We start from the raw sequence: 22,693 nt of genomic DNA, 5'->3' as shown, positions 1-22,693 counted from the left end.
CCCGCGACAAGTGGCTCTTGGCGCGTGGGGACGCGCCGACGGACAGTGGGCACCTCATGAGCGCCCCTGTCCCGCTGCTTCCCTCGGACGAGGGGCTCCCCTGGAGGGAGCCCCTGCCGCTGGTCGTTCCCCCCGTCTTCCTCGAAGGCCGCGCGGTGCGCCTGGAGCCCTTGTCGCTCGAGCACGCCCCGGCCCTCGCCGCGCTGTGCGAGGACGAGCTCTTCACGTACTTCACCGTGGTGCCGCGCACGCTCGCGGACGTGGAGCGCTTCATCGCGGACCGCCTGCGCGGCGCGGAGAAGGGCACCGAGCGCCCCTTCGTCATCCTCGAGAAGGCGACGGGCACGCCGGTGGGCTCCACCAGCTACCTGGACATCCAGCGCGACAGCCGCACGCTGGAGATCGGCTGGACGTGGCTGGGGCGCAGGGTGTGGCGCACGCGCGTCAACACCGAGTGCAAGTTCCTGCTGCTCCAGCTCGCCTTCGAGTCGCTGGGCGTCATGCGCGTGCAGCTCAAGACGGACCAGCGCAACACGCGCTCGCGCGCCGCGATTGAGCGGCTGGGCGCGAAGTTCGAGGGAATCCTCCGCCACCACGTCCTGGTGCGGGGTGGGGTGGTGCGCGACAGCGCCTACTACTCCGTCATCGACACCGAGTGGCCGGAGGTGAAGGCCCGGCTCTCGGGGATGCTCCAGAAGGAGGGCTAGCGAGCAGGCGGGCCTCGGTCCGGGGTGGGAAAGGCAACGGCGTCATGCCGTTGGTGCTCCCGTCGGGCGGGCGCGGGCGGTATAGGTGCGGCCCGTATGCACTCTTCCTCTCGTTTCCGTGGTGGCGTGGTGTCGGGTGTCCTGGCCGCGCTCGGGCTCCTCGCGGCCGGCTGTGGCTCCTCGCTGAAGGAGCAGGACGTGGACCTGGCGGGGCTGTCCGGCCGCACGCTCCTGTACACGCACGCGGATGTGGACCTGTTCGAGCTGGAGCAGGCCGCGGGCTCGCACCGCGTCACCGTCACCTTCTCCCAGGCGGGCGGCGACGTCTGCACGCGGTTGAACGAGGGCGTCACGGCGACGTTCAACGGCGAGCCGATGCAGGTGGAGCGGGGCGGGGTGGATGGCACCGCGGGCCGCGACCTGTGCCTGCCCACGCGCGCCTTCTTCGACTACGCCCCGGATGAGTGGGCCGCGCTGCCGCCCACCGATGCGCGCGTCGTCTTCCAGGACGGCTCCGGCACCACCATCACCGTCGTCATGAAGGAGGCCCAGGCCAAGCGCTCCTTCGACGGCGTGTCCGACGTGCAGCGGCTGCTCCGGGGCCAGTCCTATTCGTACCAGTGGATGCCGTCGACCGAGAAGCTCGAGTCCGCCGGCGCCACGCTGCTGGCGGAGGGCAGCGCCGTCACCGCGACGCTCACCACCACGCGCGACGGGGGCCGCATCACCTTCACCGTGCCGCCCAACCTGGGCGCCGCCACGCACCTGCTCACCGTCAGGGGCCAGGTCCAGGGCGAGGTGCTGGAGTGCACGGGCGTGACGAGCTGCTCGGGCACCTATTTCCACTCCGAGGAGCAGGTCGTCTCGGTGCAGTAGCCCTCCGCTCGCATCCCTCCGGGGCGGGCGGGCACGTGAGCCCGCTTCGCCCGGTTGTCGTGGCCGGCCTCGGACGCCACCGTGCAGGGACCCTCTTTCCCCTGAACGGACCGCAGCCATGGCCCAGAAGAACCCCGACCCGCGTGAGGCGGGCCCCAAGCCTCCCTTCCCCGAGCAGACTCAAGCCCCTCCGGGCAAGGAGGGGCGGATGTCGCCGGAGCCGGACTACGGCGAGCAGTCCTACAAGGGACTGGGGCGGCTGAAGGACCGCGTGGCGCTCGTCACCGGTGGCGACAGCGGCATTGGCAGGGCCGTGTGCCTGGCCTTCGCGCGCGAGGGCGCCGACGTGGCCGTCTCCTACTTGAGCGAGGGGGACGACGCCCGACAGGTGCAACGCGTGGTGGAGGACGCGGGGCGCTCGGCGCTGCTGTTGCCCGGGGACCTGGCGGTGGAGGCGAAGTGCCGCGAGCTCGTGGAGGCGACGGTGAAGCGCTTCGGTCGCATCGACGTGCTCGTCAACAACGCGGCCTTCCAGGGCAAGGCGGTGGAGAGGTTCGAGGAGCTGGACGCCGAGCGCGTGGAGCGCACGTTCCGCGTCAACATCCTCGCGATGTTCCACCTGGTGCGCTACGCGCTGCCGCACATGAAGGCCGGCGGCACCATCATCAACACCGCCTCCATCCAGGCGTATCAACCCACGCCGCCGCTGCTCGACTACGCCACCACGAAGGGCGCCATCGTCACCTTCACCAAGGGCCTGGCGCAGCAGCTCATCGAGCGCGGCATCCGCGTCAACGCCGTGGCGCCCGGCCCCGTGTGGACGCCGCTGATTCCGCAGTCCTTCGATGGCAAGCAGGTGTCGACGTTCGGCGAGGACTCGCCCATGGGCCGCCCCGCGCAGCCGGCGGAGCTGGCGCCGTCCTACGTGTTCCTCGCCTCGGATGAATCGCGCTTCGTGAACGCGGAGGTGTTGGGTGTCACCGGAGGAAGGCTGCTCGCCTGAGCCCGTGTCCCGAGCTACCCGGTGCGCCGTTGTCCGTGCGGCGGCGCACCGCCTGATTCCGAGGGGTTGAAGAGTCTGGTGCCCCGCAGGTCCGAGCACCAGTCACGGCGTGTTGTCAGGCCCCGGACGGCAGGTGCGCTTGGGAAGAGTCAACCTGGGGGGACGGGTTGCTTTCCCGGGGGCAGAACGTTTCTGATCTGTCACGCAGCTCCCCTCACCCTAGGAGGCAGCCACGCATGCAGTTCAACATCACCTTCCGTCAGTTCGGGGCGTCGGATTCCCTCAAGGAGTACGCACGCGAGAAGGTCGAGCGGGTGAACAAGCTGTTGGATAGAGCAGGAGAGGCACACGTCGTCCTGTGGTTGGAAGCCAACCACATCCACCACGCGGACATCACCGTCCACTCAGGCGCCTGGGTGCTCCGCGGGCGCGACAAGAGCAGTGACATGTACGCGTCCATCGACCTGGCGATGGACAAGATCGAACGACAGCTGCGCCGCTACCGCGACAAGCTCAAGACGCATCACGGAAAGGAGCGCGTCCACCACCGTCAGGACCTGGTGAACCACCTGAAGGTGCGTCACGCCGTCTTCGAGGTGCCGGACGCGGAGGAGCTGGCGGACATCGCCGAGCAGTCCACGGTGGACACGCCCGCGCCGAAGCTCGCCGCCGCCCCGCCCGCGACCCCCGTGGCCGCCACGACGCGCGTGGTGAGCTCCACCCAGCTCACCGTCAAGCCGCTGTCGGTGGACGAGGCGGTGATGCAGATGAACCTGATGAACAACGACTTCTACGTGTTCCACAACGTGGAGTCGGACGCGCTGGGCATCGTCTACCGGCGCAAGGATGGCCAGTACGGCCTCATCGAGCCCCACGAGCCGCCCGCGCTGGCCGCGGCCGCCGGCACCTGAGGCGAGGGCCTGAAGGAAGCGTCGCGCTCCGCCACCCCCCTCGAGGAGGCGGAGCGCGGACGCTCCCATCCAGTCGATGACGGGAGCGTCGTCGGTCCTTCACGGATGCTGCTTCCCACGAGGCTCGCGGTCGGCCACGGCCTTGTCGGTGTCCCCCCAACCGCCCGGGTAGGGCGGCTGGCGCATCCATCCCCAAGAACGCCTGGGCCCACCGCGCATATCGCGGGGGGCTTCCGGTAAAAACGACGCGCCCCATCTCTCCCCCGGGAGATGGAGCGCGCCTCGGCCCTGGCTGGGAGGGGCCGTCAGTAGCCCTTCTTGCAACTGGACATCCCCTGCGCGTTGCGCAGGTCGGTGAACACGCCGGTGGAGACGGCCACGGGCGTGGTGACGGCGGGGGCCCGGACGTTGACGAGCGCCAGCGTCATCAGCGCGGCCCGCTCACCCAGCGGGCGCGAGTGGATGGCGGAGGGGAAGGCCACGACGATGTCCGTCTCGCGCGCTCCCCCGCACTCGCGCATGCCCGAGAGCGCCTCCGCCTCCCGTTTCAGGAGGTAGACGCAGCTGCCCACCCGGCCATGCAGCCACGTGCCGTCCTCGGTGAGGTCCACCGGCTGGCCGCCGAAGGTGCCCCAGACGCGGGTGTCGTCCCCCTCGGCCAGTTCCAGCCGCGTGCCCTGCTGGGCCACCGAGCCCGTGAGCAACTGGTAGTCCCACTGGAGCGCCACGGGGTGGCGGCGGTAGCGCCCGTGCATGCTGTTGTCGGAGATGCTCAGCGTGGAGGTGGGGCCGGTGATGGCGTCTCCCCGCAGGAGCAGGGACTCCTCGGCGGCGTCTCCCAGCGCGGAGCCCTGGACACCGGTCGTGGCGCAGCCGGTGGCCAGCAGCGAGAGGACAAGGCTCGAGCACAGCGTTCGCTTCATGGCGGTCGCTCCCCTTTTCGTTTGCTGTCGTGGTTCACTGAAGGAAACGGACGCTGGGGGAGGGCATATCGTCCCCTGGGGGACGGCGGGGCGGGGAGACATGGGGGCGGCCCGTGGTCCCGGTCCCTGACGCGCAGTGAGCGGGGGTGGCGCCGGGACGACAGGCGACCCTTGCGCGAATCGAGGGTGAGGAGTAATTGCCGCCATCTCAGGAGCGCCAGCGCGGGAGCGTCAGTGAGAATCGCCGAGTTCCTCAGCCCCCAAGCCGTCATCGCGGACATGCAGTCGCGGACGAAGCAGGAGGTGTTGCGCGAGCTGAGCGCCACGTTGGCCCGGGCCCACCCCCCGCTCCTGGAGGAGCGGCTGGTGGAGGTGCTGCGCGAGCGCGAGAAGCTGGGCAGCACCGGCATCGGCGAGGGGGTGGCCATCCCCCACGGCAAGCTGCCGGGCATGACGCAGCTGCAGGCGGCCTTCGGCGTGTCCCGCGCGGGCGTGGACTTCGAGGCCATCGACGGCAAGCCCACCCACCTGTTCTTCGCCCTGGTGGCCCCGGAGAACAGCGCCGGCGTGCACCTGAAGGCCCTGGCCCGCATCTCCCGGCTCTTCAAGAACCCCCGCTTCCGGGCCGCCATCCTCGAGGCGCCCACGACCGCGGAAATCCACGCGCTCATCATCCAGGAAGACGCCCGGCCCTGAGCGCCGGGCCGGGGGGACACCATGGACGTGGTGCTGCGGCCCATCAACGACGCGTTCTTCCATGAGCAGGTGCTCCCGTTCCTCACGCGCGCCATGGGCGACGCCAGCGGGGCCCTGGAGTCGCTGATGGAGCAGCTGGGGGACGGCCAGTCGCGCATGCTGTGCGAGCGCATGCTGGCGACGTCGGTGCCCGGCGGCCTGGGCTCGGTGGACGCGGACCCCTGGGCGGACCTGGTGGACCGGCTCGCCTTCCAGCCGTGGAGGACGGGGCCCATGGGCTGGGAGGTGGACCCTCGCCACGCGGGGTACGCGGACGCCTGGGACGAGGCGCTGCACCTGGCGCTGATGCTGGAGGAGGCCCACTACCCCTACTGGGACAACCGCACGTCCCGCGAGGTGCGCGACGGCTTCCGTCTGCGTCCGCTGGCGGACGTGGGGCTGGCCTCGCTGCTGGCGGGGCAGTGGGACCCCTTCCCGGAGTTCCCCCCGGACCGCGTCTTCGTCACCCAGGGCCGGGGCGAGTACTTCCCCAACGAGCGCTTCGCCTTCGCGGACTGGGCCTGGCGCCCGGCGCGCGCGGTGGCGCACTGGCAGGTGAACCTGCCGCGCAAGCTGGAGCGGCTGCTCACGCGCGAGCAGGAGCGCATGAAGCTGCCGTCGTTGCCGGAGCGTGACGAGGTGCTCGCCTACTGGCTGGGCAAGCAGGCCCAACCGCCGCCGCTGACGGTGGCCTTCTCCGGGCTGGGGCCGCGCGCGGCGAACTGGATTCGCGAGCTGGGCGCGCTCACCGGCCACATCCGTCAGGCGGCGCTGGCGAAGCAGGGCCTCGCGGCGCTCGTCACCAAGGGCACCTCCGTCCGCATCTAGGCCTTGGGCGTGGCGGCGGCGGTGCTCCCGGGGCTCTCCAACAGGAGCGTGACGGGCCCGTCGTTGACGAGCGCCACCTTCATGTCCGCGGCGAAGATGCCGGTGCCCACGGACAGGCCGCGCTGACGCAGGCCCTCACAGGCCTTCTCGTACAGGGCCTTGGCCACGGTGGGCTCCATGGCGTCGATGAAGCTGGGGCGCCGGCCCTTGCGCGCGTCGCCGTAGAGCGTGAACTGGCTGACGACGATGAGCTGCCGCGAGGTGTCCTCCAGCGACAGGTTCATCTTGCCGCCCGCGTCCTCGAAGATGCGCAGCGTGGCGAGCTTCTCCACCATCCAGGCCACGTCCGCCTCGGTGTCGCCCTTGCCCACGCCCAGGAGCACCAGCAGCCCCGGGCCGATGTCGCTCACCTTCTGCCCGTCCACCGTCACCGACGCTTCCAGCACTCGCTGCACCACCGCACGCATCGAACTTTCCTCCCAGGGCCGATTGTCCACCGACGACTGTCAGGGGCGCGTGGCATCTTGCGCCCTTGGATTATGAAAAGAAGTCCACATGCCAGGGCGGCCAAATTGTTCTTGGCGGTAGAGCGAGCGCCCAGCCGTGGACTCCCGCACCCCCTCTCCCTTGCCGTGGTTTCACGCGATTCACCATAATGGCCGCCGACTTCCCCGGAGCGTGCGTGCAGGTTCTTCGAGCCAGACACCTCTTGGCCGCGACGGCCATCGTTTCCCTGCTGCTTCCCCCCGGTGCCCTGGCGGCGCCGCCCTCCGCCGAGAAGCGCGCGGACCGCGAGGCGTTGCGCGCGGCGCTGCTCGAGGTGCTCCAGCGTGCCCCGCTCAAGGTGAGCCGGGTGGGCGTGCACATGCAGAGCCTGGATGACGGCGCGGTGGTGTTCACCCACAACGCGGACGAGCTGCTCAACCCCGCGTCCAACGTGAAGCTCGTCACGTCCGCGGCGGCGCTGGCGACGCTCGGGCCGGAGTTCCGCTACGAGACGGAGTTCCTCGTGGACCCGGAGCTGGGCGCGGACGGCAAGGTGAAGACGCTCTACGTGCGCGGCAAGGGCGACCCGTCCGTCACCACCGAGCGGCTGTGGGGCATGGTGTCGGAGCTGTGGCACGTGGGCGTGCGCGAGGTGGGCGAAATCGTCGTGGACGACTCGTGGTTCGACGCCGAGCGCACGCCGCCCGGGTATGACCAGGAGGACTCGGACCGGGCGTACATGGCGCCCACGGGCGCGCTGAGCCTCAACTGGAACGCGGCGGCCATCTACCTGCGGCCCGGCGCGAGCGCAGGCGCCAAGGGCGTGGTGGAGATGGAGCCGCCCAGCGACTACTTCATCGTCGACAACCAGCTCTCCACGGGAGCGCGCCGGGCGCGGCGGGTGTCGGTGACGTCGGACCCGGTGGGGCCGCAGCAGAAGATTGTCGTGCGCGGGCAGGTGCCGCCCGAGCGCGGCGGCGCGGTGAGTGTCTGGAAGAAGATCGACAACCCGCCCATGTACTTCGGCCAGACGCTCAAGCAGCTCCTGAACACGCGGGGCGTCAAGGCGAAGGGGAGGGTGCGCGCGGGGGCGACGCCGTCGCGTGCCCGGGCGGTGTACGTGGCGCAGTCGGACACGTTCGACGTGCTGCTCAAGCGGCTCAACAAGCTCTCCAGCAACTTCGTCGCCGAGCAGCTGCTCAAGACGATGGGCGCCGAGGGGCGGGGCCAGCCGGGCACCTTCACCAAGGGCGTGGAGGTGGTGGAGCAGTTCCTCGAGCGCGACGTGGGCATCCAGCGCGGCACGTACGTGATGAAGAACGGCAGCGGGTTGAACGACGCGAACCGCTTCTCGGCCACGCAGCTCAACAAGCTGTTGCGCTACATGTATGAGCGCTTCCCGTTCGCGCCGGAGTACCTGTCCTCGGTGCCCATCGCGGGCAAGGACGGCACGCTCAAGTACCGCTTCGAGGGCAGCGACGCGGTGGGCCGGCTGCGCGCGAAGACGGGCACGCTGGAGGGGGTGTCCGCGCTGAGCGGCTACGTGACGAGCGCGGGCGGTGAGCGCTTCTCGTTCTCGATGATGGTGAACGACTTCGCGGGCCGGGCCGGGCCCATCGTCGCGGGGCTGGACGCGCTGGGCGCGGCGGTGGCGGCCACGGGCTCCAGCCTGGGGCCCTCGAGCGCGGTGGCGTCGCTGGCGGACGGTGGCAAGGCGGCGGGCGCGATTGGGGACGTGGCCTCGCGCGTGAAGACGTACCTGGAGCTGGGCCGTCAGAGGGATCCGCGCAACCTGGGCTTCCTGCGCACGGCGTGGCGCAGCGAGAGGGACCCGGCGGTGCGCGCGGTGCTGGCGGAGGGCCTGTACCAGTCCAACCCGCACGACTACCTGGGCGCGCGCACGTTGCTGGACAGCTACTCGGCGGGCAGCGATGTGTATGGCCGGCTGAGGGAGGTGGCGCGGGTGCTGGCGGTGGAGGTGCCGGGCGTCACGAGCATGGTGGAGCTGGCGGCCGGTGGGAACACGGAGGCGCTGGCGCGGGTGCTGGAGCTCGCGGGCGCCACGGGCGCGGATGCCACCGCGCAGGGCGAGATGTCGGTGGCCCTGGGGGAGGTGGCTCGCACGGCGCCGGAGGAGCTGGTGGTGGCGCTGCGCGCGGCGTCGACCTCGGACCGCGAGGCGTCCACGACGCTGCTGGCCCGGGCGCTGGTGCAGACGGGCCAGTCGGACCATCCGTTCTGGAAATCGCTGCGCAAGCTGGTGGGCGCGGCGGATCCGCAGGTGGCGACGTTCGCCAAGGGCCTGGACTCGACGCTGTCGCAGAAGGTGGCGGAGGCCAAGGCCCGCCCGGTGGAAGGCGCGCCGGTGCAGGTGGTGGCTCCGGCGGGCAATCCGCCTCCGGCGTCCTCGAAGCCCCAGGGCAGCGCCCCCGAGGCCCGCACCGCCGAGACGCACCCGGGCGGGTAGCGAGCGTCGCGCCACCGCGGGCCGTCGTACCGGAAGGCGCCGGGCGGGTGGCCTTCCGGGGCCGGGGCTCGCATCTTTGAGCTGCATCCGGGCGGCGATTCCCTGCCGCGACGCACCTGGATGCGGGGGCTTTGCGTGCTGTCGCGCGTGCACCGCATCGAAGCGGGCGGCGAGCCCGCCTCAGCTCATCCCGAGCCTCGTTTAACCGAGGGGCATCGCCGTGCGGGTGTCCCCTGGGCGTGATTCAAGGCGGGCTTCGCCGCGCGACGCTCGGGGCGTACCCACGCCCTGGTTCGCCTCGTGTGCGGTCCTGGGTGCACTGGGGCTTCGGGTTCGCGCCCGGGTGGGCCCGTCCCGCACCCGTCAGGTCCTGTCTGCCCGCCTGGTGCGCTGTCGCCCGGGCGGGCCCCGTGCCGCGGTCCGCCTTCTGGAAATGTCAGGGCGCACTGCTATACGTGGAAGGCAACCTGCCAGGGCTGATGCCCGGTGGGCCCGTATCCCCCCCGTGGCGGGGGGGATCTCGACGAAAAGGAAGAGGGAGCAGTCATGGCAGGAGGCGTGAACAAGGTCATCCTCATCGGCAACCTGGGCGCGGACCCCGAAGTGCGGTTCACCCCGGGAGGTCAGGCGGTCGCGAACTTCCGCATCGCGACCAGCGAGAGCTGGACCGACAAGAACGGCCAGAAGCAGGAGCGGACCGAGTGGCACCGCATCGTCGTCTGGGGAAAGCTCGCGGAGCTCTGCGGCGAGTACCTGAAGAAGGGACGGCAGTGCTACGTCGAGGGCCGCCTGCAGACGCGTGAGTGGACCGACAAGGAGAACCGCAAGAACTACACGACCGAGGTCGTGGCCAACGCGGTGACGTTCCTGGGCGGCCGTGACGCCGGGGACAACATGGGCAGCGGCGGCGGTGGTGGCGGGCGCCGGAACTTCGGCTCGCAGCCGCGCGGCGGCGACAACAACGACTACGGCCAGCCGCCTCCGATGGATGACGGCATGGGCGGTGGCGGCGGCGGCAACAACGAGGACGACATCCCGTTCTGAGCCGTGTCGGGACTCCGGCCGCTCCGGTCGGACACCCCAGAAGCGAACCGGCCGCTCCCCGGAAGGACTCGGGGGCGGCCGGTGTGCTTTTCGAGACGTGTGGACCGTGAGGAGGGCACTCCTCGCGGAGTGCCCGGTGACACAGGAAGGCCTAGTGGCCCGCGGGCCCGAGGGCCCCGCCCGCCTGGTACAGCGCGTAGATGGCGCTCCAGCTCATCGCCGTCAGCAGCAGGAAGATGAGGATGGAGACCGGCTCGAAGCGGCGCATGGCGCGCTCGGAGCCCAGCAGGCCCCAGCCCATCGCGAAGCCCTGGAGGCCGTTGGCCAGGTGGTACGCCGTGCCGAGCGTGCCCAGCAGGTAGACGACGAGCGTGGGGCCGTGGAAGTGCATCTCCCGGGCGATGTCCTCGAACAGCTCCGGGTGACCCAGCATCAGGCGCGGGCGCAGGAAGGCCAGCCAGATGTGGGCGCCCAGGAACGCGAGCACGCCCAGGGCGCTGACGCGCTGGAGGATGTACTTGAAGTTGCCGTAGTTGTTGTAGCGGTTGTTGTTGGGCCGGAAGCTGAAGAGCCGCACCAGGCCCCAGCCCGTGTGGAACAGCAGCGGCAGCATCACGATGATGAACGTGAGCGCCTGGGCATACGGGTTGGAGTACGTGGTGACGGACTTCTGCCACGCGTCACCGCCATTGAAGGCGGACAGGTTGTCCCACAGGTGGTTGACGACCCAGAAGCTCAGGGGCACCACCGCGAGGAACGAGCCCAGGCGGGACTTGAGGAGCGGAGTCTTCGTTGCAACGGCGTCGGCGGTGGCGGCCTGGGTGCTCATCGTTTCTCCAGCGATGGCGCGCGGGCAGGTGGCCGCGCCCCAGCTCAAGGTCAGGTGACTGACTGTCGGTCGGCGGTTTATAGCCGTTCCGGCCACGACGCTGGATTTCTTCCGCACATGCGCATCCCAGCCTTCGCGCATGGAGGCATAAGCCTGGACTTATGCGTCACCCCGGCCGGGCCTGCTGCCGGGCCGGCATGCGACGGGGCGTCCGCCTTCTGACGTTGGCGGGCACGCCGGGCTCGGGCACGCTACTCGCCCTGTCATGTCCGATGAGCTCGTCAGTGGATTGCTGAAGAAGTCCGATGTCCGCGTGGTGCTGGCCCTCACCACGCAGCTGTCCCGCCAGGCCCGGGCCACCCACCACACCGCCCCGGCCGCCGCGGCGCTCCTGTCCCAGTCCCTTACCGCCGCCGCCCTGCTGGGCGCCCTCCAGAAGGGCGACTCCCGCGTCAACCTCCAGCTCGAGTGCGACGGCCCCTTGAGGGGCCTCTTCGTGGACGGTGACACGTCCGGCCTGGTGCGGGGCTACGTGAAGAACACGCTCGTGGAGTACACGGGCAGTGACGACCAGTACCACTGGCGTCCCGTGCTGGGGAACAAGGGGTTCCTCTCCGTCCTGCGCGATTTGGGCGGCGGCGAGCACTACCGCTCCTCCGTGGAGCTGGAGCGCTTCGACCTGGCGGGCGACCTGGAGCGCTACTTCCACCAGTCCGACCAGCTCCCCTCGCATGTGGTGCTCGCGCAGCTGCCCGCCGAGGTGGGCGGCAAGCCGGAGTCCCTGGGCATCGTCGCGGGCCTGCTCGTCCAACCCTTGCCCAACGCCGACCTGGAGGTCTTCCAGGCGCTCGGTGAGCGGCTGCGTCGTGACGCCGAAGGCGCCCTTCGGGCCCATGCCCCCGCGGGTGCGTCCGCGGTGCTGCGGGCGCTGCTGCCGGAGGCGGACTTCGAGGTGATGGCCCGCTATCCGTTGCGCTTCGGCTGCTCGTGCAGCGAGGACCGCGTGAAGCGCGCGCTGCTCGCCATGGGGCGCGAGGAGCTCCAGGACCTGCTGGAGAAGGAAGGGCAGGCTGAAGCAACGTGTCAATTCTGCACGACGCGCTATGTCATTCCAGGAGATGAAATTCGGCGCATGTTGGAGACCGGCTCGGTTTGACTTGGGTGCGTGGCCTCGGTAGAGGCCGCGCGCCATGAGTTACTTCACGCAACTGCTCGAAGGCGGCTACGAGGCCGTCCACCTGCTCAGCGATTCCCGCACGGGACTTCGCGCCATCGTCGGAATGCACAACACGCGACTCGGCCCTGGGCTGGGTGGCACGCGTGCCTTGTCCACGTACACCAGCGAGGAGGAGGCCGTCGCGGACGCGCTCCGGCTGGCGCGCGGGATGACATACAAGGCGGCGCTCGCGGGCCTGCCGCACGGAGGTGGCAAGGCGGTCATCATGCTGCCCCGCGGCAACTTCGACCGGGCGAAGCTGTTCGAGTCCTTCGGTCGCGCGGTGGAGTCGCTCGGCGGCCGCTACATCACCACCGAGGACAGCGGCACCAGCACCGACGACATGGAGCACGTGCGCAAGCACACGAAGAACGTCGTCGGCCTGAAGGAGCGCAGCGGAGACCCGTCGCCCGTCACGGCGTACGGCGTGGCGCGCGCCATGGAGGCCACCGCCAAGCACGTCTTCGGCAGCGCGGACCTCAAGGGCCTGCGCGTCACCGTGCTGGGCGTGGGCCACGTGGGCATGTACCTGGTGAAGGAGCTGCACGAGCGCGGCGCCCACATCTTCGTGAGCGACATCAACGCGGCCAGCGTGGAGCACGCGGTGAAGCAGTACGGCGCCACGGCGGTGGACGCGGACACCCTGCACCGCATGGAGGCGGACGTGTACGCCCCGTGCGCGCTGGGCGGCGCCATCAACGACACCACGCTGCCCCTGCTCAAGGTGAAGGCGGTGTGTGGAGCAGCCAACAATCAGCTGCTCACCATGCGCCACGGCGAGCAGCTGGCCAGCCGGGGCATCCTGTACGTGCCCGACTACGCGGCCAACGCGGGCGGCCTCATCAACGTCGCCCAGGAGTGGGCGGGGTACGACCGGGAGAAGGCGTACGCCCGGGCGGCGAACATCTTCGACACCATCGACACGGTGCTGCGGCGCGCGAAGGAGTCGGGCCTGCGCCCCGAGCAGGTGGCGGACCGGATGGTGGAGGAGAAGCTCCAGGCCTGAGGGCCGTGAGGTCCCCACCGCCTCGTGTGTCCGTGAGGTGGTGGGGATGTGAGCGGGGATGTGGCCAGGGCGCGCGCCTCGGGGTATGACGGGGCCGCACTTCAGCCGGAGCTCACCGCCGTGGCCACCAAGCGGGCAGCACCCGGGCCCAAGGCCCAGGGCAAGCGCAAGCCCACCGCGAAATCCTCCCCGAAGCCTTCGTCGTCGAAGAAGGCCCCCGCGAAGTCTCGTGTCGCGTCGCCGTCGCCGGCCGCGCGCGAGCAGGCGCGCAAGCTGGTCTCCATCCCGACGGACATGGTCCTGGCGCCCCAGGCGGAGGCCCCCCGTCAGCCGACGGGCAAGGACCAGTCGCGCAAGCGCACCGCGGGCGTGCTGCGCGAGCTGTCCTGGGCGCAGCTGGACCGCGCCGTGCAGCAGATGGCCGACGACATCCGCCAGTCCTTCCAGCCCGAGGCGGTGGTGGGCGTGGCGCACGGCGGCGTGTTCGTGGGCGGCGCGCTGGCGTCGGCGCTCGGGTGCGCGTTCTTCCCGGTGCGCATCAGCCGCCGCAGCAGGGACCGCGGCGACAAGGCGCATCCGCGGGGCGGACCGAAGCCCGCGAACGAGATGCCGCGCGAGCTGAAGGGCAAGCGCGTGCTCATCGTCGACGACGTGGCGTCCAGCGGAGACACGCTGGAATTGGCCATGGCGCTGGCGCGCGAGGCGGGGGCGAAGAAGGTGTCCACGGCGTGCCTGGTGGTGAAGCCGGACGCGTACGCGCCCCAGTTCGCGGGCATCTCCACGGGGGCGCTCGTCGTCTTCCCGTGGGACTACGCGCCGGGCACCGGCGACGCGCGCTTCGACGAGGACCCGGACAAGGCCGGAGCCTGAGCCGTACCGCGGTGATGCGATGATTGTCGGCACGGCGGGCCACATCGACCACGGCAAGACGTCGTTGGTGAAGGCCCTCACCGGCATCGACACGGACCGGCTCCAGGAGGAGAAGCGCCGCGGCATCACCCTGGAGCTGGGCTTCGCGCACCTGACGCTGGATGACGGCACCGTCGCGGGCGTCGTCGACGTGCCCGGCCACGAGCGCTTCGTGAAGGCGATGGCCGCGGGCGCCGGCGGCGTGGACCTGGCGGTGCTGGTGGTGGCGTCGGACGAGGGTGTGATGCCCCAGACGCGCGAGCACCTGGACATCTGCCGGCTGCTGGGCGTTCGTGCCGGCGTCGTCGCGCTCACCAAGTCGGACCTGCTGGACGAGCCCGGGCCCGAGTGGCGCGCGCTGGTGGAGGCGGACCTCGCCGCGCTCACCGCCGGCTCGTTCCTGGAGGGCGCGCCCGTGGTGCCGTGCTCCACGCGCACGGGCGAGGGGCTCGCGGCGTTGCGCGCGGCGCTCACCCGGGCGGTGGGCTCGCTGGGGAAGCGCCCCTCGGAGGGGCCCACGTTCCTCCCGGTGGACCGCGTCTTCACGCTCAAGGGCTTCGGCACGGTGGTGACGGGCACGCTGCTGTCGGGCACGGTGGCGGTGGATGACGCGGTGTCGCTCCTGCCGGGCACGCCCGGGCCGCTGCGCGTGCGCGGGGTGCAGCAGCATGGCCGGGCGGTGGCGCGAGTGGAGGCGGGCCAGCGCGCCGCGGTGAACCTACCGGGCGTGGAGCCGGAGTCGCTCCACCGGGGGCAGGTGCTGACGCGCGCCGGAGAGCTGCCCGAGACGCGCATGCTCGACGTGGAGCTGACGCTGCTGCCCTCCGCGCCGTCGCCCCTGCCGCGCCGCCGCAAGCTCCTGCTGCACCTGGGCACCGCGCAGGTGGAGGCCACGGTGGCGCTGCTGGACGTGGAGCGGCTGGAGCCCGGCGAGACGACGCTCGCGCAGCTGCGCCTGGACGCACCCGTGGCCGCGCTCGTGGGGCAGCGCTTCATCCTCCGGGGCTCGCGCGCGCTGCCGGGGCGGGGCGCGACGGTGGCGGGTGGGCGCGTGCTGTCGATTTCCCCGCCGAGGCGCCGCAAGGGCGGCGCGTCCATCGTGGCGCCGCTGCGCGAGGCGGACCCGGCGGGGCAGGTGGCATGGCTGCTCCGGCAGGCGGGCTATGCGGGGCTCACGCAGCAGGCGCTGTTCGGCCGCTCGGCCTTGGGGCCCAAGGTGCTCACGCGCGCGCTGGAGCTCCTGGGCGCCCGGGGCGCGGTGGTGCTGTTGGACCGGGAGAGCCGGCTGTACCTGTCCGGCGAGGTGCTCGAGGGGTTGCAAGGTCGGGCGCTCGCGGTGCTGGCGGCCTTCCATGAGCGTGAGCCCTTGCGTGAGGGGCTGTCCCGCGAGGAGCTTCGCCAGCGGCTGTCCGGTGAGCTGGATGCGAGGGCCTTCCAGCGGGTGTTGCAGGGGCTGGGGGATGCCGGGAAGCTGGAGGTCGAGCGGGACCTGGTACGCCTGAAGGGGCGTGGACGCGCGCTGTCGTTGGGGGACGAGGCGGCGCGGGCGCGGCTCGCCGCGGAGCTGTCCGCCGCGGGTCTGGCGCCGCCCACCGAGGGCGAGCTGTCCCAGAAGCTCCAGCTCCCGGCGCCCCGCCTGCGCGAGCTGCTGAAGCTCCTGGTGGCCGAAGGCAAGGTGGTGCGCGTCAGCGAGGAGCTGTGCTTCGACGCGGGCTGTCTGGAGGCCTTGAAGGAACGGCTGGTTGCCCACCTGCGCGAGAAGAAGGACATTACCACCCAGTCCTTCAAGGAATTGGTGGGACAGAGCCGCAAGTTCGTCATCCCTCTGTCCGAGTACTTCGACCGGGAGAAGGTGACGCTCCGGGTGGGCGAGAAGCGGGTTCTGCGTCGCGGATGAGCACCAGCCACTACAGCGAGGCGTCGCTGCGCGCCCTCATCGAGCCCTTCGGCAACCCCGTGCTCGCGGTGGTGGACGGGCGCGTGTCCGCGGCCAATGACGCCTACCTCGCCCTCTTGGGGCTGCCCCGGGAGCGGGTGGAGGGGCGCTCCGTCATGGACTTCGTCCAGCCCGAGGAGCGCAGCCGGCTCATCGAGCGCTACCGCCTGGTGGAGTCCGGCGGGGCCATGGAGGCGAGGACGCAGGTCTACCAGGTGCCCTCGGCCGACGGCGTCACGCGCGAGGTGGCCCTCTACGCGTCCCGAATCCCGCTGGAGGGCGGGCGGCACGCGCTGCTGCTCAACCTGCTGCCGCTGACGGACAAGCCCCCCGAGCTGTCCATGGCGGAGCGGTTGGTGGAGACCTCGGCGAGCCTGGTGTCCGCGCACTCCGAGGACGCGGTGCGCCGCGTGGCCCTCAAGGGCCTGGAGGCCGCGGGCTTCCGGGTGCGGCTCCTGCGCTGGGATGGCCTGCGGCTGAACCCGTTGGATGGTGGTGCTCCTCCGCCGGACGTGGCCCTGGGGCTGGAGGCGCTGTCGGACGGGCGCCCCGTGTTCGGCGGCGCGGAGCGGGCCTCGCCCACGCACGTGTACCTGCCCGTCGGCGGCCCCCAGGTGGAGGTCCTTCGCGTGGAGGGCCCGTGGGTGGCGCCCCGGCATGGCTCGGTGCTGACGCTCTTCGCGAAGGTGGTGGGCGCGGCGCTGACGGACGCGCGCGTGCAGTCGGACAGCACGCGCAGCCGGTGGGAGGTGGGGGCCGTCGCGGAGATGGCGCGCTTCGTGGCGCGGCCGATTCCGCCCACGCCCGAGGACTTCCTCTCGCGCGTGTCGGAGCTGCTGCTGGCGGAGGCCGCGGCGCTGCACCTGACGCGGGGCGCGGAGGGGCCGCTGGTGCTGTCGGCCCACGTCGGCCTGACGGAGGTGGTGGGCCCGGGCGGCGATGTCGCGCGGCTGGGTGGGGTGATGGGCGGCTCGGTGCCGGACGCGCTGGATGGCGACCTCACCAGTGAGGCGCAGGCCCAGGCGCTGCGCGAGGCCTCGCAAGGGACGCTGGGCAGCGGCGCGGCGGTGCGGCTGGCGCGGGGCGGCGAGGTGTGCGGCGTGCTCCAGGTGCTGCGCGCGCCGGACCGGCCCTTCGACGCGCGGGACGTGCGGCTGTTGGGCACGCTGTCGGAGCTGCTGATGACGCTGCTCGAGCAGCGCCGGCTGCGCTCGGAGTCCGCGCGCCAGCTCACCGAGACGCGGCTGCTCCTGGATTTGGCCCGGACGACATCAGGCGTGCTGGAGACCTCGAGCATCCTCGACGTGGCGTCGGACTTCCTCGTCCACCTGCTGGATGTCTCCAACTGCTACATCATGCTGTACGACGAGAGCGCGAAGGTGCTCCGGGGCGCGGCGGCCTCCGCGGCGCACCGCGACTTCTTCCGCACGGTGGTGTTGTCGCTCTCCAGTGACAGCGTGGCGGCGCGCGCCGCGCGCGAGCGCAAGCCGGTGGTCATCGAGGACGTGGAGGCCTCCGGCGGCGGCTTCAACCCGCAGCTCGTCCAGCGCTTCGGGGAGAAGGCGCTCCTGGCGCTGCCGCTCACCTCGCGCGAGGAGCTCATCGGCGTGGTGCTGGTGGACGACACGCGCCGCGCGCGGACGTTCAGCCCGGAGCTGGTGGAGCTGGCGGAGGCCACGTGTGGCCAGCTGTCGCTCTCCATCGCCAACGCGCGCCTGTACGAGTCGCTGTGGGCCAGCTACGCGGAGCTGGCCGCCACGCGCGCGGAGATGGTGAAGCGCGAGCGGCTGGCCGCGCTGGGCGAGCTGTCCGCCATCGTCGCCCACGAGGTGCGAAACCCCCTGGGCGTCATCTTCAACGCGGTGGCCTCGCTGCGCCGGCTCCTGGAGCCCTCCGGCGACGCGGCCATGCTGCTGGACATCCTGGGCGAGGAGAGCGACCGCCTCAACCGCATGGTCGGTGATTTGCTCGACTACACCCGGCCCCGCGACCCCGTGCTCCAGCACGAGGACCTGAGCCGCGTGCTCCAGGACTCGCTGGAGGCGGCGCGCGCGCAGGGTGGGGCGCCGGACCGGCCGGTGCGAATCGACGCGGAGGTGGAGCAGGGGCTGCCGCCCGTGCCCATGGACCGCCGGCTCATCCGCCAGGCGCTGGTCAACGTGGCCGTCAACGCCATCCAGTCCATGCCGCAAGGGGGGCTGGTGCAGGTGCGCGCGCGCCGCGAGGCCCACGCGGGCCGCGAGCAGCTGCGCATCGACGTGGCGGACCAGGGGCCGGGGATTCCCGCCGAGCTGCTCCACCGCGTCTTCGAGCCCTTCTTCACCACCAAGGCCCAGGGCACCGGCCTGGGACTGGCTGTCGTGAAACGAATCCTCGAGGAGCACCGCGGCGAAATCGCCGTGGACAGCACCCCCGGTCGCGGTACCACCTTCACCTTCCGGCTCCCCCTCTCGCAGCCCCCGTCCTTCCCATGACCGACGCGAACCTCCCGCCGTCCCGCGGACGCATCCTCGTCGTGGACGACCAGCGCAACATGCGCGCGACCACCGCGCTGCTCCTGCGCGCCGAGCACTACACCGTCTTCGAGGCGGGCACCGGCGAGGAGGCCCTGGCGCACCTGGCCGGCGGCAGCATGGACCTGCTCCTGACGGACCTGAAGATGGAGCCCATGGACGGGCTCACGCTCCTGCGGCGCGCGCTGGAGGTGGCCCCCCGGCTGCAGGTCATCATGATGACGGCCTTCGGCTCCATCGAGAGCGCGGTGGAGGCCATGCGGCTGGGCGCGTACGACTACGTCACCAAGCCGTTCAAGGAGAGCGAGCTGCGCTACCGCGTGGAGCGCGCCCTGGAGCGCGCGCGCCTGCTGCGCGACGTGGACAACCTGGCCACGGACTTCAACGAGCGCCACGGCCTGTCCGCGCTGGTGGGGCGCAGCGCCGCCATGAGGGACCTCACCTCGCGGCTGATGCGCGTGGCGCAGAGCGACGCCACGGTGCTCATCCAGGGCGAGAGCGGCACGGGCAAGGAGCTGGTGGCGCGCGCGCTCCACGCCCACAGCCGCCGCAAGGGGCGCTCCTTCGTGCCCGTCAACTGCGCGGCCATCAGCGAGACGCTGCTGGAGAGCGAGCTGTTCGGCCACGCGAAGGGCGCCTTCACCGGCGCGGTGAAGGCCCGCCGGGGCCTGTTCGAGGAGGCCGACGGCGGCACGCTCTTCATCGACGAGGTGACGGAGACCAGCCCCACCTTCCAGTCGAAGCTCCTGCGCGCGCTGCAGGAGGGCGAGGTGCGCCGCGTGGGCGAGTCCACCGCGCTGCGCGTGGACGTGCGCACCGTGGCGGCCACCAACCGCGACATCGAGCAGGAGGTGCGCGAGAAGCGCTTCCGCCAAGACCTCTACTACCGCCTCAACGTGGTGACGCTGCGCGTGCCGCCCCTGCGCGAGCGCCTGGATGACGTGCCCGCGCTCGCCGAGCACTTCCTGGGGCGCGCCAACGCCCGCAGCCCCAACCCCCGGCGCCTGTCCGCCGCCGCGGTGACGCACCTGATGAGCTACGACTTCCCCGGCAACGTGCGCGAGCTGGAGAACCTGGTCGAGCAGGCCGCCGCGCTCTCGGAGAGCGACGAGCTGCTGCCCGAGGACTTCCCGCTGCGCCAGGCCCGCCTGACGCCCGTCGCCGGCACCCACTCCCTGGGCACCCTGGACGGCCCGGGCAGCCTGCCCCCTGGCACCAGCGCGGGGCCCACCCTGGCCCAGGTGGTCGAGGACGCCGAGCGCCGCGCCATCGCCCAGTCCCTGGAGCGCCACGGCGTGGACCTGGCCCGCGTCGCCGACGAGCTGGGCGTCTCCTCCACCACCCTGTGGCGCAAGATGAAGCGCCTCAACCTCCGGCCGCCCAACGAGGTGGGTCGGGAGTAGGGTGGAGTTGGACGTGTAACTTTTGCGCACCCGTGGATTCAGATCCGAAATGAACGGGGTTCATCGGTGAAAAACACAACCACCCGGACTCATTGGAGATTTTCAGTTCTGAAAGCCGATTGCAGGGCTGAAATGCAATCGCCGGGGTGGGCCAGTGTTGGGCAGACCTCTAAGTGCCTGAGAAAACTGGAGTTTGTCTCAAATCGGGGTCTGGCACGGCGACTGCTATAGGTTCACGCGGGACACATCGAAGCGAGGCTGAAGGCGGTTCCCCCCCACCCCTTCAGCACTTCCGGTGAGTCACCTTCAGAAGACCCGCGGCCCGACCCTCCCCTGGAGTGTCGGGCCGCCTTCTTTTGTGCCGTCGGACGTTGAGTCAGGCTCGCGTCGGTATCGCTCCTTCTAACCGGAGGCAGGCCGATGACGGTGGATGTGGGGCCGTGTCCGTGGGTGCAGCGGCCCGGACGCGCCGACGATTACCCGACGTATGTCAGGCTGTTCGCGGAGCTGGGGCTGGAGGACCCTCCGCCGCCGGCGTCCATGTGGGAGCAGGAGCTGGCGGCTCGTACCTTCCTCGTCGAGGGGCAGGGTGGGGTGGTGGGGTACACGTCCACGGAGGCCCTGGGCGTCATGGGGTACGTGGGGCAGCTCGTGGTGGCGCCCGCTGCGCGTCGTCAGGGGCTGGGGCGGTGGATGATGCTGAGGACGGCCGAGCGCTTCCGGGCGCAGGGCTGCCAGCGCTGGTCCCTCACGGTGGTGCGCGACAACACCCCGGCCCTGGAGCTGTACGGCTCGCTGGGGATGCGGCGTGCGCGGCAGGCCACGGACCTGGAGGTGACACGGGCCCACGTGGCCACGCTGCCCGAAGCGCCCCGGGGCCTGAAGACGTCGCCGGTGGAGTCGGCGGATTGGGAGCCGCTGACGGAGGCCTTCGGGATGATTCCGGGCAAGCTCGCGCGCTTCTCTTCACTCGCCTCGCACCAGCTCTGGAAGCTGACGCGCGGGACGGAGCTGCTGGGGCTGATGGACCTGCGCTCCGGCGGCGCGGTGCTCTACCCGTTCTTCGCGGTGTCCCTCGCGCATGCCCGGGCGCTCCTGGAAGACGCCTTCACCCGCGTGGGGCCCGCGCGGCAGTCCCTGGGCGTGGTGATGACGGACAACGAGCCCCTGGTGGCCGTCCTGCGGAAGGCCGGCGCCCGCACGCGCCTGGAGACGTACGAGCTGCGCGGCGAGCTCCCGGGCTGACGCACTCCGGTGCCCCTGAAAGACGACGCCCGCCCGGGCACGAGGCCGGGGCGGGCGGAGTCGACGGGCTCGCGGCCCGCGAAGGCTACTGACCGAAGAGGCTGCTGGCCTGCACCAGCCACGCGGTGACGGGGCCGGGGAGGATGCCCAGCACCACCACGGCCGCGGTGGAGAGCACCAGGGCCAGCTCGGTGGACCAGCTGCGCTCCAGCGCCTGGGCGCCCTCGGGCACCGGGCGCATGAACATGTAGACCACCACGCGCAGGTAGTAATAGACGCCCGCCGCGCTGGAGAGCACGCCGATGATGGCCAGGCCGATGAGGCCCGCGTCCACCGCGCTCTGGAACACGAGCAGCTTGCTCATGAAGCCGATGGTGGGAGGAATCCCGCCCAGCGACAGCATGAACGCGGCCATGGCCACGGCCCAGCCCGGGCGCCGCTGCGCCAGGCCACTGAAGCGCTCCAAATCCCACGCGGTGCCCTTCTCCTCGTCCTCGCGACGCTCGAGCACGGAGACCAGGGTGAAGGCGCCCACCGCGCTGAAGGTGTAGGCCAGCAGGTAGAAGAGGATGCCGCGCAGCGCCTGCGAGCGCGCCAGCTCCAGCGGCGAGCCACCCGTCAGCTCCGACGGGCCCAGCAGGCGGAACTGCTCGCCCGGCGCCGTGACGAACAGCGCCGCCACGCCCACCAGGAGGTAGCCGGCGTGCGCGATGGACGAGTACGCCAGCATGCGCTTCACGTTGCGCTGCGGAATCGCCAGCAGGTTGCCCACCACCATGGTGAGGAAGGCCAGGGTGGAGAACAGCACCAGCGGCATCTGCGGGTCGATGCCCTTGCCCACCGTCAGGAACACGCGCACCAGCGCCGCGAACGCGGCCGCCTTCACGCCCGCGCTCATCAGCGCGGTGACGGGGGTGGGGGCGCCCTCGTAGACGTCCGGCGTCCACATGTGGAACGGCACCGCGGCCACCTTGAAGGCGAAGCCGGAGCCCAGGAGGATGAGGCCCGCGTAGACCAGCGCCGGCTGCTGGGCGAGCGCCGTCGACAGCGGCCCGGCCATGGCCGTCAGCGTGGTGGTGCCGGTGGCGCCGTACAGCAGCGCCGCGCCGTACAGCAGCACCGCGGACGAGAACGCGCCCAGGATGAAGTACTTGAAGCCCGCCTCCGAGGGCCGCGTCCCGCGCCGCAGGTACGACGTCAGCGCGTACGTGGCGATGGAGAGGACCTCCAGGTTCACGAACAGGGTGATGAGCTCGTTGGACAGGGCCAACAGGCTCATGCCCGCCGCGGCGAACAGCATCAGCGCGTAGAACTCACCGCGCTCCGCGCCTCGCTTGCGCAGGAAGCTCACCGAGCTGAGCGACGCCAGCCCCAGGCCCACGCACACCACGAAGGTGAGGAAGCTGGAGAAGGGGTCCAGCACGCCGAAGCCGAGGAACGCCTCGTGCGCCGGCTCGAACATGTTGGACACGGCCACGGCGCCAGCCGCCACCGCCGCCACCACGGAGAGCACGGCCTGGTAGGACCGCGACGCGGTGCTGCTGAGGAACACCTCCGACAGCAGCAGGATGCAGGCTCCCACCACCAGGATGATGGCGGGAATCAGCGGGAGGAAGTCTGCCAGGGTCAGATTGGGCAGGGGCAAGGTCATGGCGA

At 71.2% G+C, this 22,693-nt stretch carries 19 protein-coding genes; 15 read left to right on the top strand and 4 right to left on the bottom strand.

Features of this window, described 5'->3' with window-relative positions:
* Positions 1-56 precede the first annotated feature (56 nt).
* The 4 genes from OWM54_RS15130 to hpf all read left to right on the top strand — a co-directional run bounded on the left by OWM54_RS15130 (position 57) and on the right by hpf (position 3,497).
* Positions 57-707 (top strand): GNAT family N-acetyltransferase, encoded by a 651-nt coding sequence (locus tag OWM54_RS15130; RefSeq protein ID WP_267697938.1) that lies wholly within the window; start codon positions 57-59, stop codon positions 705-707.
* A 96-nt stretch (positions 708-803) separates the two neighbouring features.
* Positions 804-1,583: a hypothetical protein gene (locus OWM54_RS15125; RefSeq protein ID WP_223783452.1), complete on the top strand. Its 780-nt coding sequence runs from the start codon at positions 804-806 to the stop codon at positions 1,581-1,583.
* Positions 1,584-1,701: 118 nt separating this feature from the next.
* Positions 1,702-2,586 (top strand): SDR family oxidoreductase, encoded by an 885-nt coding sequence (locus OWM54_RS15120; protein ID WP_223746145.1) that lies wholly within the window; start codon positions 1,702-1,704, stop codon positions 2,584-2,586.
* A gap of 236 nt (positions 2,587-2,822) precedes the next feature.
* Complete coding sequence (gene hpf / locus OWM54_RS15115) at positions 2,823-3,497, top strand: ribosome hibernation-promoting factor, HPF/YfiA family (RefSeq protein WP_223746146.1); 675 nt, start codon at positions 2,823-2,825, stop codon at positions 3,495-3,497.
* Between the two features lie 305 nt (positions 3,498-3,802).
* Here hpf and OWM54_RS15110 read toward each other — a convergent pair whose 3' ends face one another.
* A complete protein-coding gene (locus OWM54_RS15110; protein ID WP_223746147.1) occupies positions 3,803-4,420 on the bottom strand; it encodes a hypothetical protein in 618 nt (205 codons plus the stop codon).
* A 234-nt stretch (positions 4,421-4,654) separates the two neighbouring features.
* Between OWM54_RS15110 and OWM54_RS15105 the strand changes: the two genes are divergently transcribed.
* Complete coding sequence (locus OWM54_RS15105) at positions 4,655-5,116, top strand: PTS sugar transporter subunit IIA (RefSeq protein ID WP_046711218.1); 462 nt, start codon at positions 4,655-4,657, stop codon at positions 5,114-5,116.
* Positions 5,117-5,137: 21 nt separating this feature from the next.
* Positions 5,138-5,983 carry a hypothetical protein gene (locus OWM54_RS15100; protein WP_141324636.1) on the top strand — a complete coding sequence of 282 codons (846 nt, stop codon included), beginning with the start codon at positions 5,138-5,140 and terminating at the stop codon, positions 5,981-5,983.
* Here the strand turns inward: OWM54_RS15100 and dtd are convergent.
* Positions 5,980-6,450, bottom strand: a complete 471-nt coding sequence (gene dtd / locus OWM54_RS15095) for a D-aminoacyl-tRNA deacylase (protein WP_223783449.1) — start codon at positions 6,448-6,450, stop codon at positions 5,980-5,982. The two genes, OWM54_RS15100 and dtd, sit on opposite strands and share 4 nt — an antisense overlap.
* Positions 6,451-6,665: 215 nt before the next feature.
* On the opposite strand from dtd, the gene dacB reads away from it, so the two are divergent.
* A complete protein-coding gene (dacB, locus tag OWM54_RS15090; protein WP_267697937.1) occupies positions 6,666-8,936 on the top strand; it encodes a D-alanyl-D-alanine carboxypeptidase/D-alanyl-D-alanine-endopeptidase in 2,271 nt (756 codons plus the stop codon).
* A gap of 546 nt (positions 8,937-9,482) precedes the next feature.
* Entirely contained in the window at positions 9,483-9,980 is a 498-nt protein-coding gene (locus OWM54_RS15085; RefSeq protein WP_223746150.1) for a single-stranded DNA-binding protein, read from the top strand.
* 151 nt (positions 9,981-10,131) lie between these two features.
* On the opposite strand, the gene OWM54_RS15080 is transcribed toward OWM54_RS15085, so the two are convergent.
* The gene (locus OWM54_RS15080) at positions 10,132-10,809 is read right to left on the bottom strand and encodes a succinate dehydrogenase (RefSeq protein WP_267697936.1); all 678 of its coding nucleotides are present in this window, start codon (positions 10,807-10,809) and stop codon (positions 10,132-10,134) included.
* Positions 10,810-11,074: 265 nt separating this feature from the next.
* Here OWM54_RS15080 and OWM54_RS15075 point away from each other — a divergent pair, with 265 nt between their 5' ends.
* The 7 genes from OWM54_RS15075 to OWM54_RS15045 all read left to right on the top strand — a co-directional run bounded on the left by OWM54_RS15075 (position 11,075) and on the right by OWM54_RS15045 (position 21,037).
* A complete protein-coding gene (locus OWM54_RS15075) occupies positions 11,075-11,965 on the top strand; it encodes an Hsp33 family molecular chaperone HslO (protein WP_267697935.1) in 891 nt (296 codons plus the stop codon).
* A 34-nt stretch (positions 11,966-11,999) separates the two neighbouring features.
* Positions 12,000-13,031: a Glu/Leu/Phe/Val dehydrogenase family protein gene (locus OWM54_RS15070; protein ID WP_267697934.1), complete on the top strand. Its 1,032-nt coding sequence runs from the start codon at positions 12,000-12,002 to the stop codon at positions 13,029-13,031.
* Between the two features lie 48 nt (positions 13,032-13,079).
* Positions 13,080-13,901: a phosphoribosyltransferase gene (locus tag OWM54_RS15065; RefSeq protein WP_324289119.1), complete on the top strand. Its 822-nt coding sequence runs from the start codon at positions 13,080-13,082 to the stop codon at positions 13,899-13,901.
* Between the two features lie 19 nt (positions 13,902-13,920).
* Positions 13,921-15,837, top strand: a complete 1,917-nt coding sequence (gene selB, locus OWM54_RS15060; RefSeq protein ID WP_267697933.1) for a selenocysteine-specific translation elongation factor — start codon at positions 13,921-13,923, stop codon at positions 15,835-15,837.
* Positions 15,834-18,350, top strand: coding sequence for an ATP-binding protein (locus tag OWM54_RS15055; protein WP_267697932.1), 2,517 nt, complete (start codon positions 15,834-15,836; stop codon positions 18,348-18,350). The genes selB and OWM54_RS15055 overlap by 4 nt, the downstream gene beginning before the upstream one ends.
* Entirely contained in the window at positions 18,347-19,792 is a 1,446-nt protein-coding gene (locus OWM54_RS15050; protein ID WP_267697931.1) for a sigma-54-dependent transcriptional regulator, read from the top strand. Before OWM54_RS15055 ends, OWM54_RS15050 begins: the two co-directional genes overlap by 4 nt.
* Before the next feature lie 420 nt (positions 19,793-20,212).
* On the top strand, positions 20,213-21,037 hold the full coding sequence (locus tag OWM54_RS15045) for a GNAT family N-acetyltransferase (RefSeq protein ID WP_267697930.1): 825 nt from the start codon (positions 20,213-20,215) through the stop codon (positions 21,035-21,037).
* A gap of 85 nt (positions 21,038-21,122) precedes the next feature.
* On the opposite strand, the gene OWM54_RS15040 is transcribed toward OWM54_RS15045, so the two are convergent.
* Complete coding sequence (locus OWM54_RS15040) at positions 21,123-22,682, bottom strand: NADH-quinone oxidoreductase subunit N (RefSeq protein ID WP_248542514.1); 1,560 nt, start codon at positions 22,680-22,682, stop codon at positions 21,123-21,125.
* Between the last annotated feature and the right edge of the window lie 11 nt (positions 22,683-22,693).

The organism is Myxococcus sp. MISCRS1 (genome assembly GCF_026626605.1).
GTDB classification, from domain to species: Bacteria; Myxococcota; Myxococcia; order Myxococcales; family Myxococcaceae; genus Myxococcus; species Myxococcus fulvus.
This window is presented reverse-complemented; position numbering and strand designations above follow the sequence as displayed.

Coding starts and splice junctions, on each gene's coding strand:
- OWM54_RS15130 (WP_267697938.1), top strand. CDS start 57: ATGAGCGCCCCTGTCCCGCTGCTTCCCTCGGACGAGGGGCTCCCCTGG.
- OWM54_RS15125 (WP_223783452.1), top strand. CDS start 804: ATGCACTCTTCCTCTCGTTTCCGTGGTGGCGTGGTGTCGGGTGTCCTG.
- OWM54_RS15120 (WP_223746145.1), top strand. CDS start 1,702: ATGGCCCAGAAGAACCCCGACCCGCGTGAGGCGGGCCCCAAGCCTCCC.
- hpf (WP_223746146.1), top strand. CDS start 2,823: ATGCAGTTCAACATCACCTTCCGTCAGTTCGGGGCGTCGGATTCCCTC.
- OWM54_RS15110 (WP_223746147.1), bottom strand. CDS start 4,420: ATGAAGCGAACGCTGTGCTCGAGCCTTGTCCTCTCGCTGCTGGCCACC.
- OWM54_RS15100 (WP_141324636.1), top strand. CDS start 5,138: ATGGACGTGGTGCTGCGGCCCATCAACGACGCGTTCTTCCATGAGCAG.
- dtd (WP_223783449.1), bottom strand. CDS start 6,450: ATGCGTGCGGTGGTGCAGCGAGTGCTGGAAGCGTCGGTGACGGTGGAC.
- OWM54_RS15085 (WP_223746150.1), top strand. CDS start 9,483: ATGGCAGGAGGCGTGAACAAGGTCATCCTCATCGGCAACCTGGGCGCG.
- OWM54_RS15080 (WP_267697936.1), bottom strand. CDS start 10,809: ATGAGCACCCAGGCCGCCACCGCCGACGCCGTTGCAACGAAGACTCCG.
- OWM54_RS15075 (WP_267697935.1), top strand. CDS start 11,075: ATGTCCGATGAGCTCGTCAGTGGATTGCTGAAGAAGTCCGATGTCCGC.
- OWM54_RS15070 (WP_267697934.1), top strand. CDS start 12,000: ATGAGTTACTTCACGCAACTGCTCGAAGGCGGCTACGAGGCCGTCCAC.
- selB (WP_267697933.1), top strand. CDS start 13,921: ATGATTGTCGGCACGGCGGGCCACATCGACCACGGCAAGACGTCGTTG.
- OWM54_RS15055 (WP_267697932.1), top strand. CDS start 15,834: ATGAGCACCAGCCACTACAGCGAGGCGTCGCTGCGCGCCCTCATCGAG.
- OWM54_RS15050 (WP_267697931.1), top strand. CDS start 18,347: ATGACCGACGCGAACCTCCCGCCGTCCCGCGGACGCATCCTCGTCGTG.
- OWM54_RS15045 (WP_267697930.1), top strand. CDS start 20,213: ATGACGGTGGATGTGGGGCCGTGTCCGTGGGTGCAGCGGCCCGGACGC.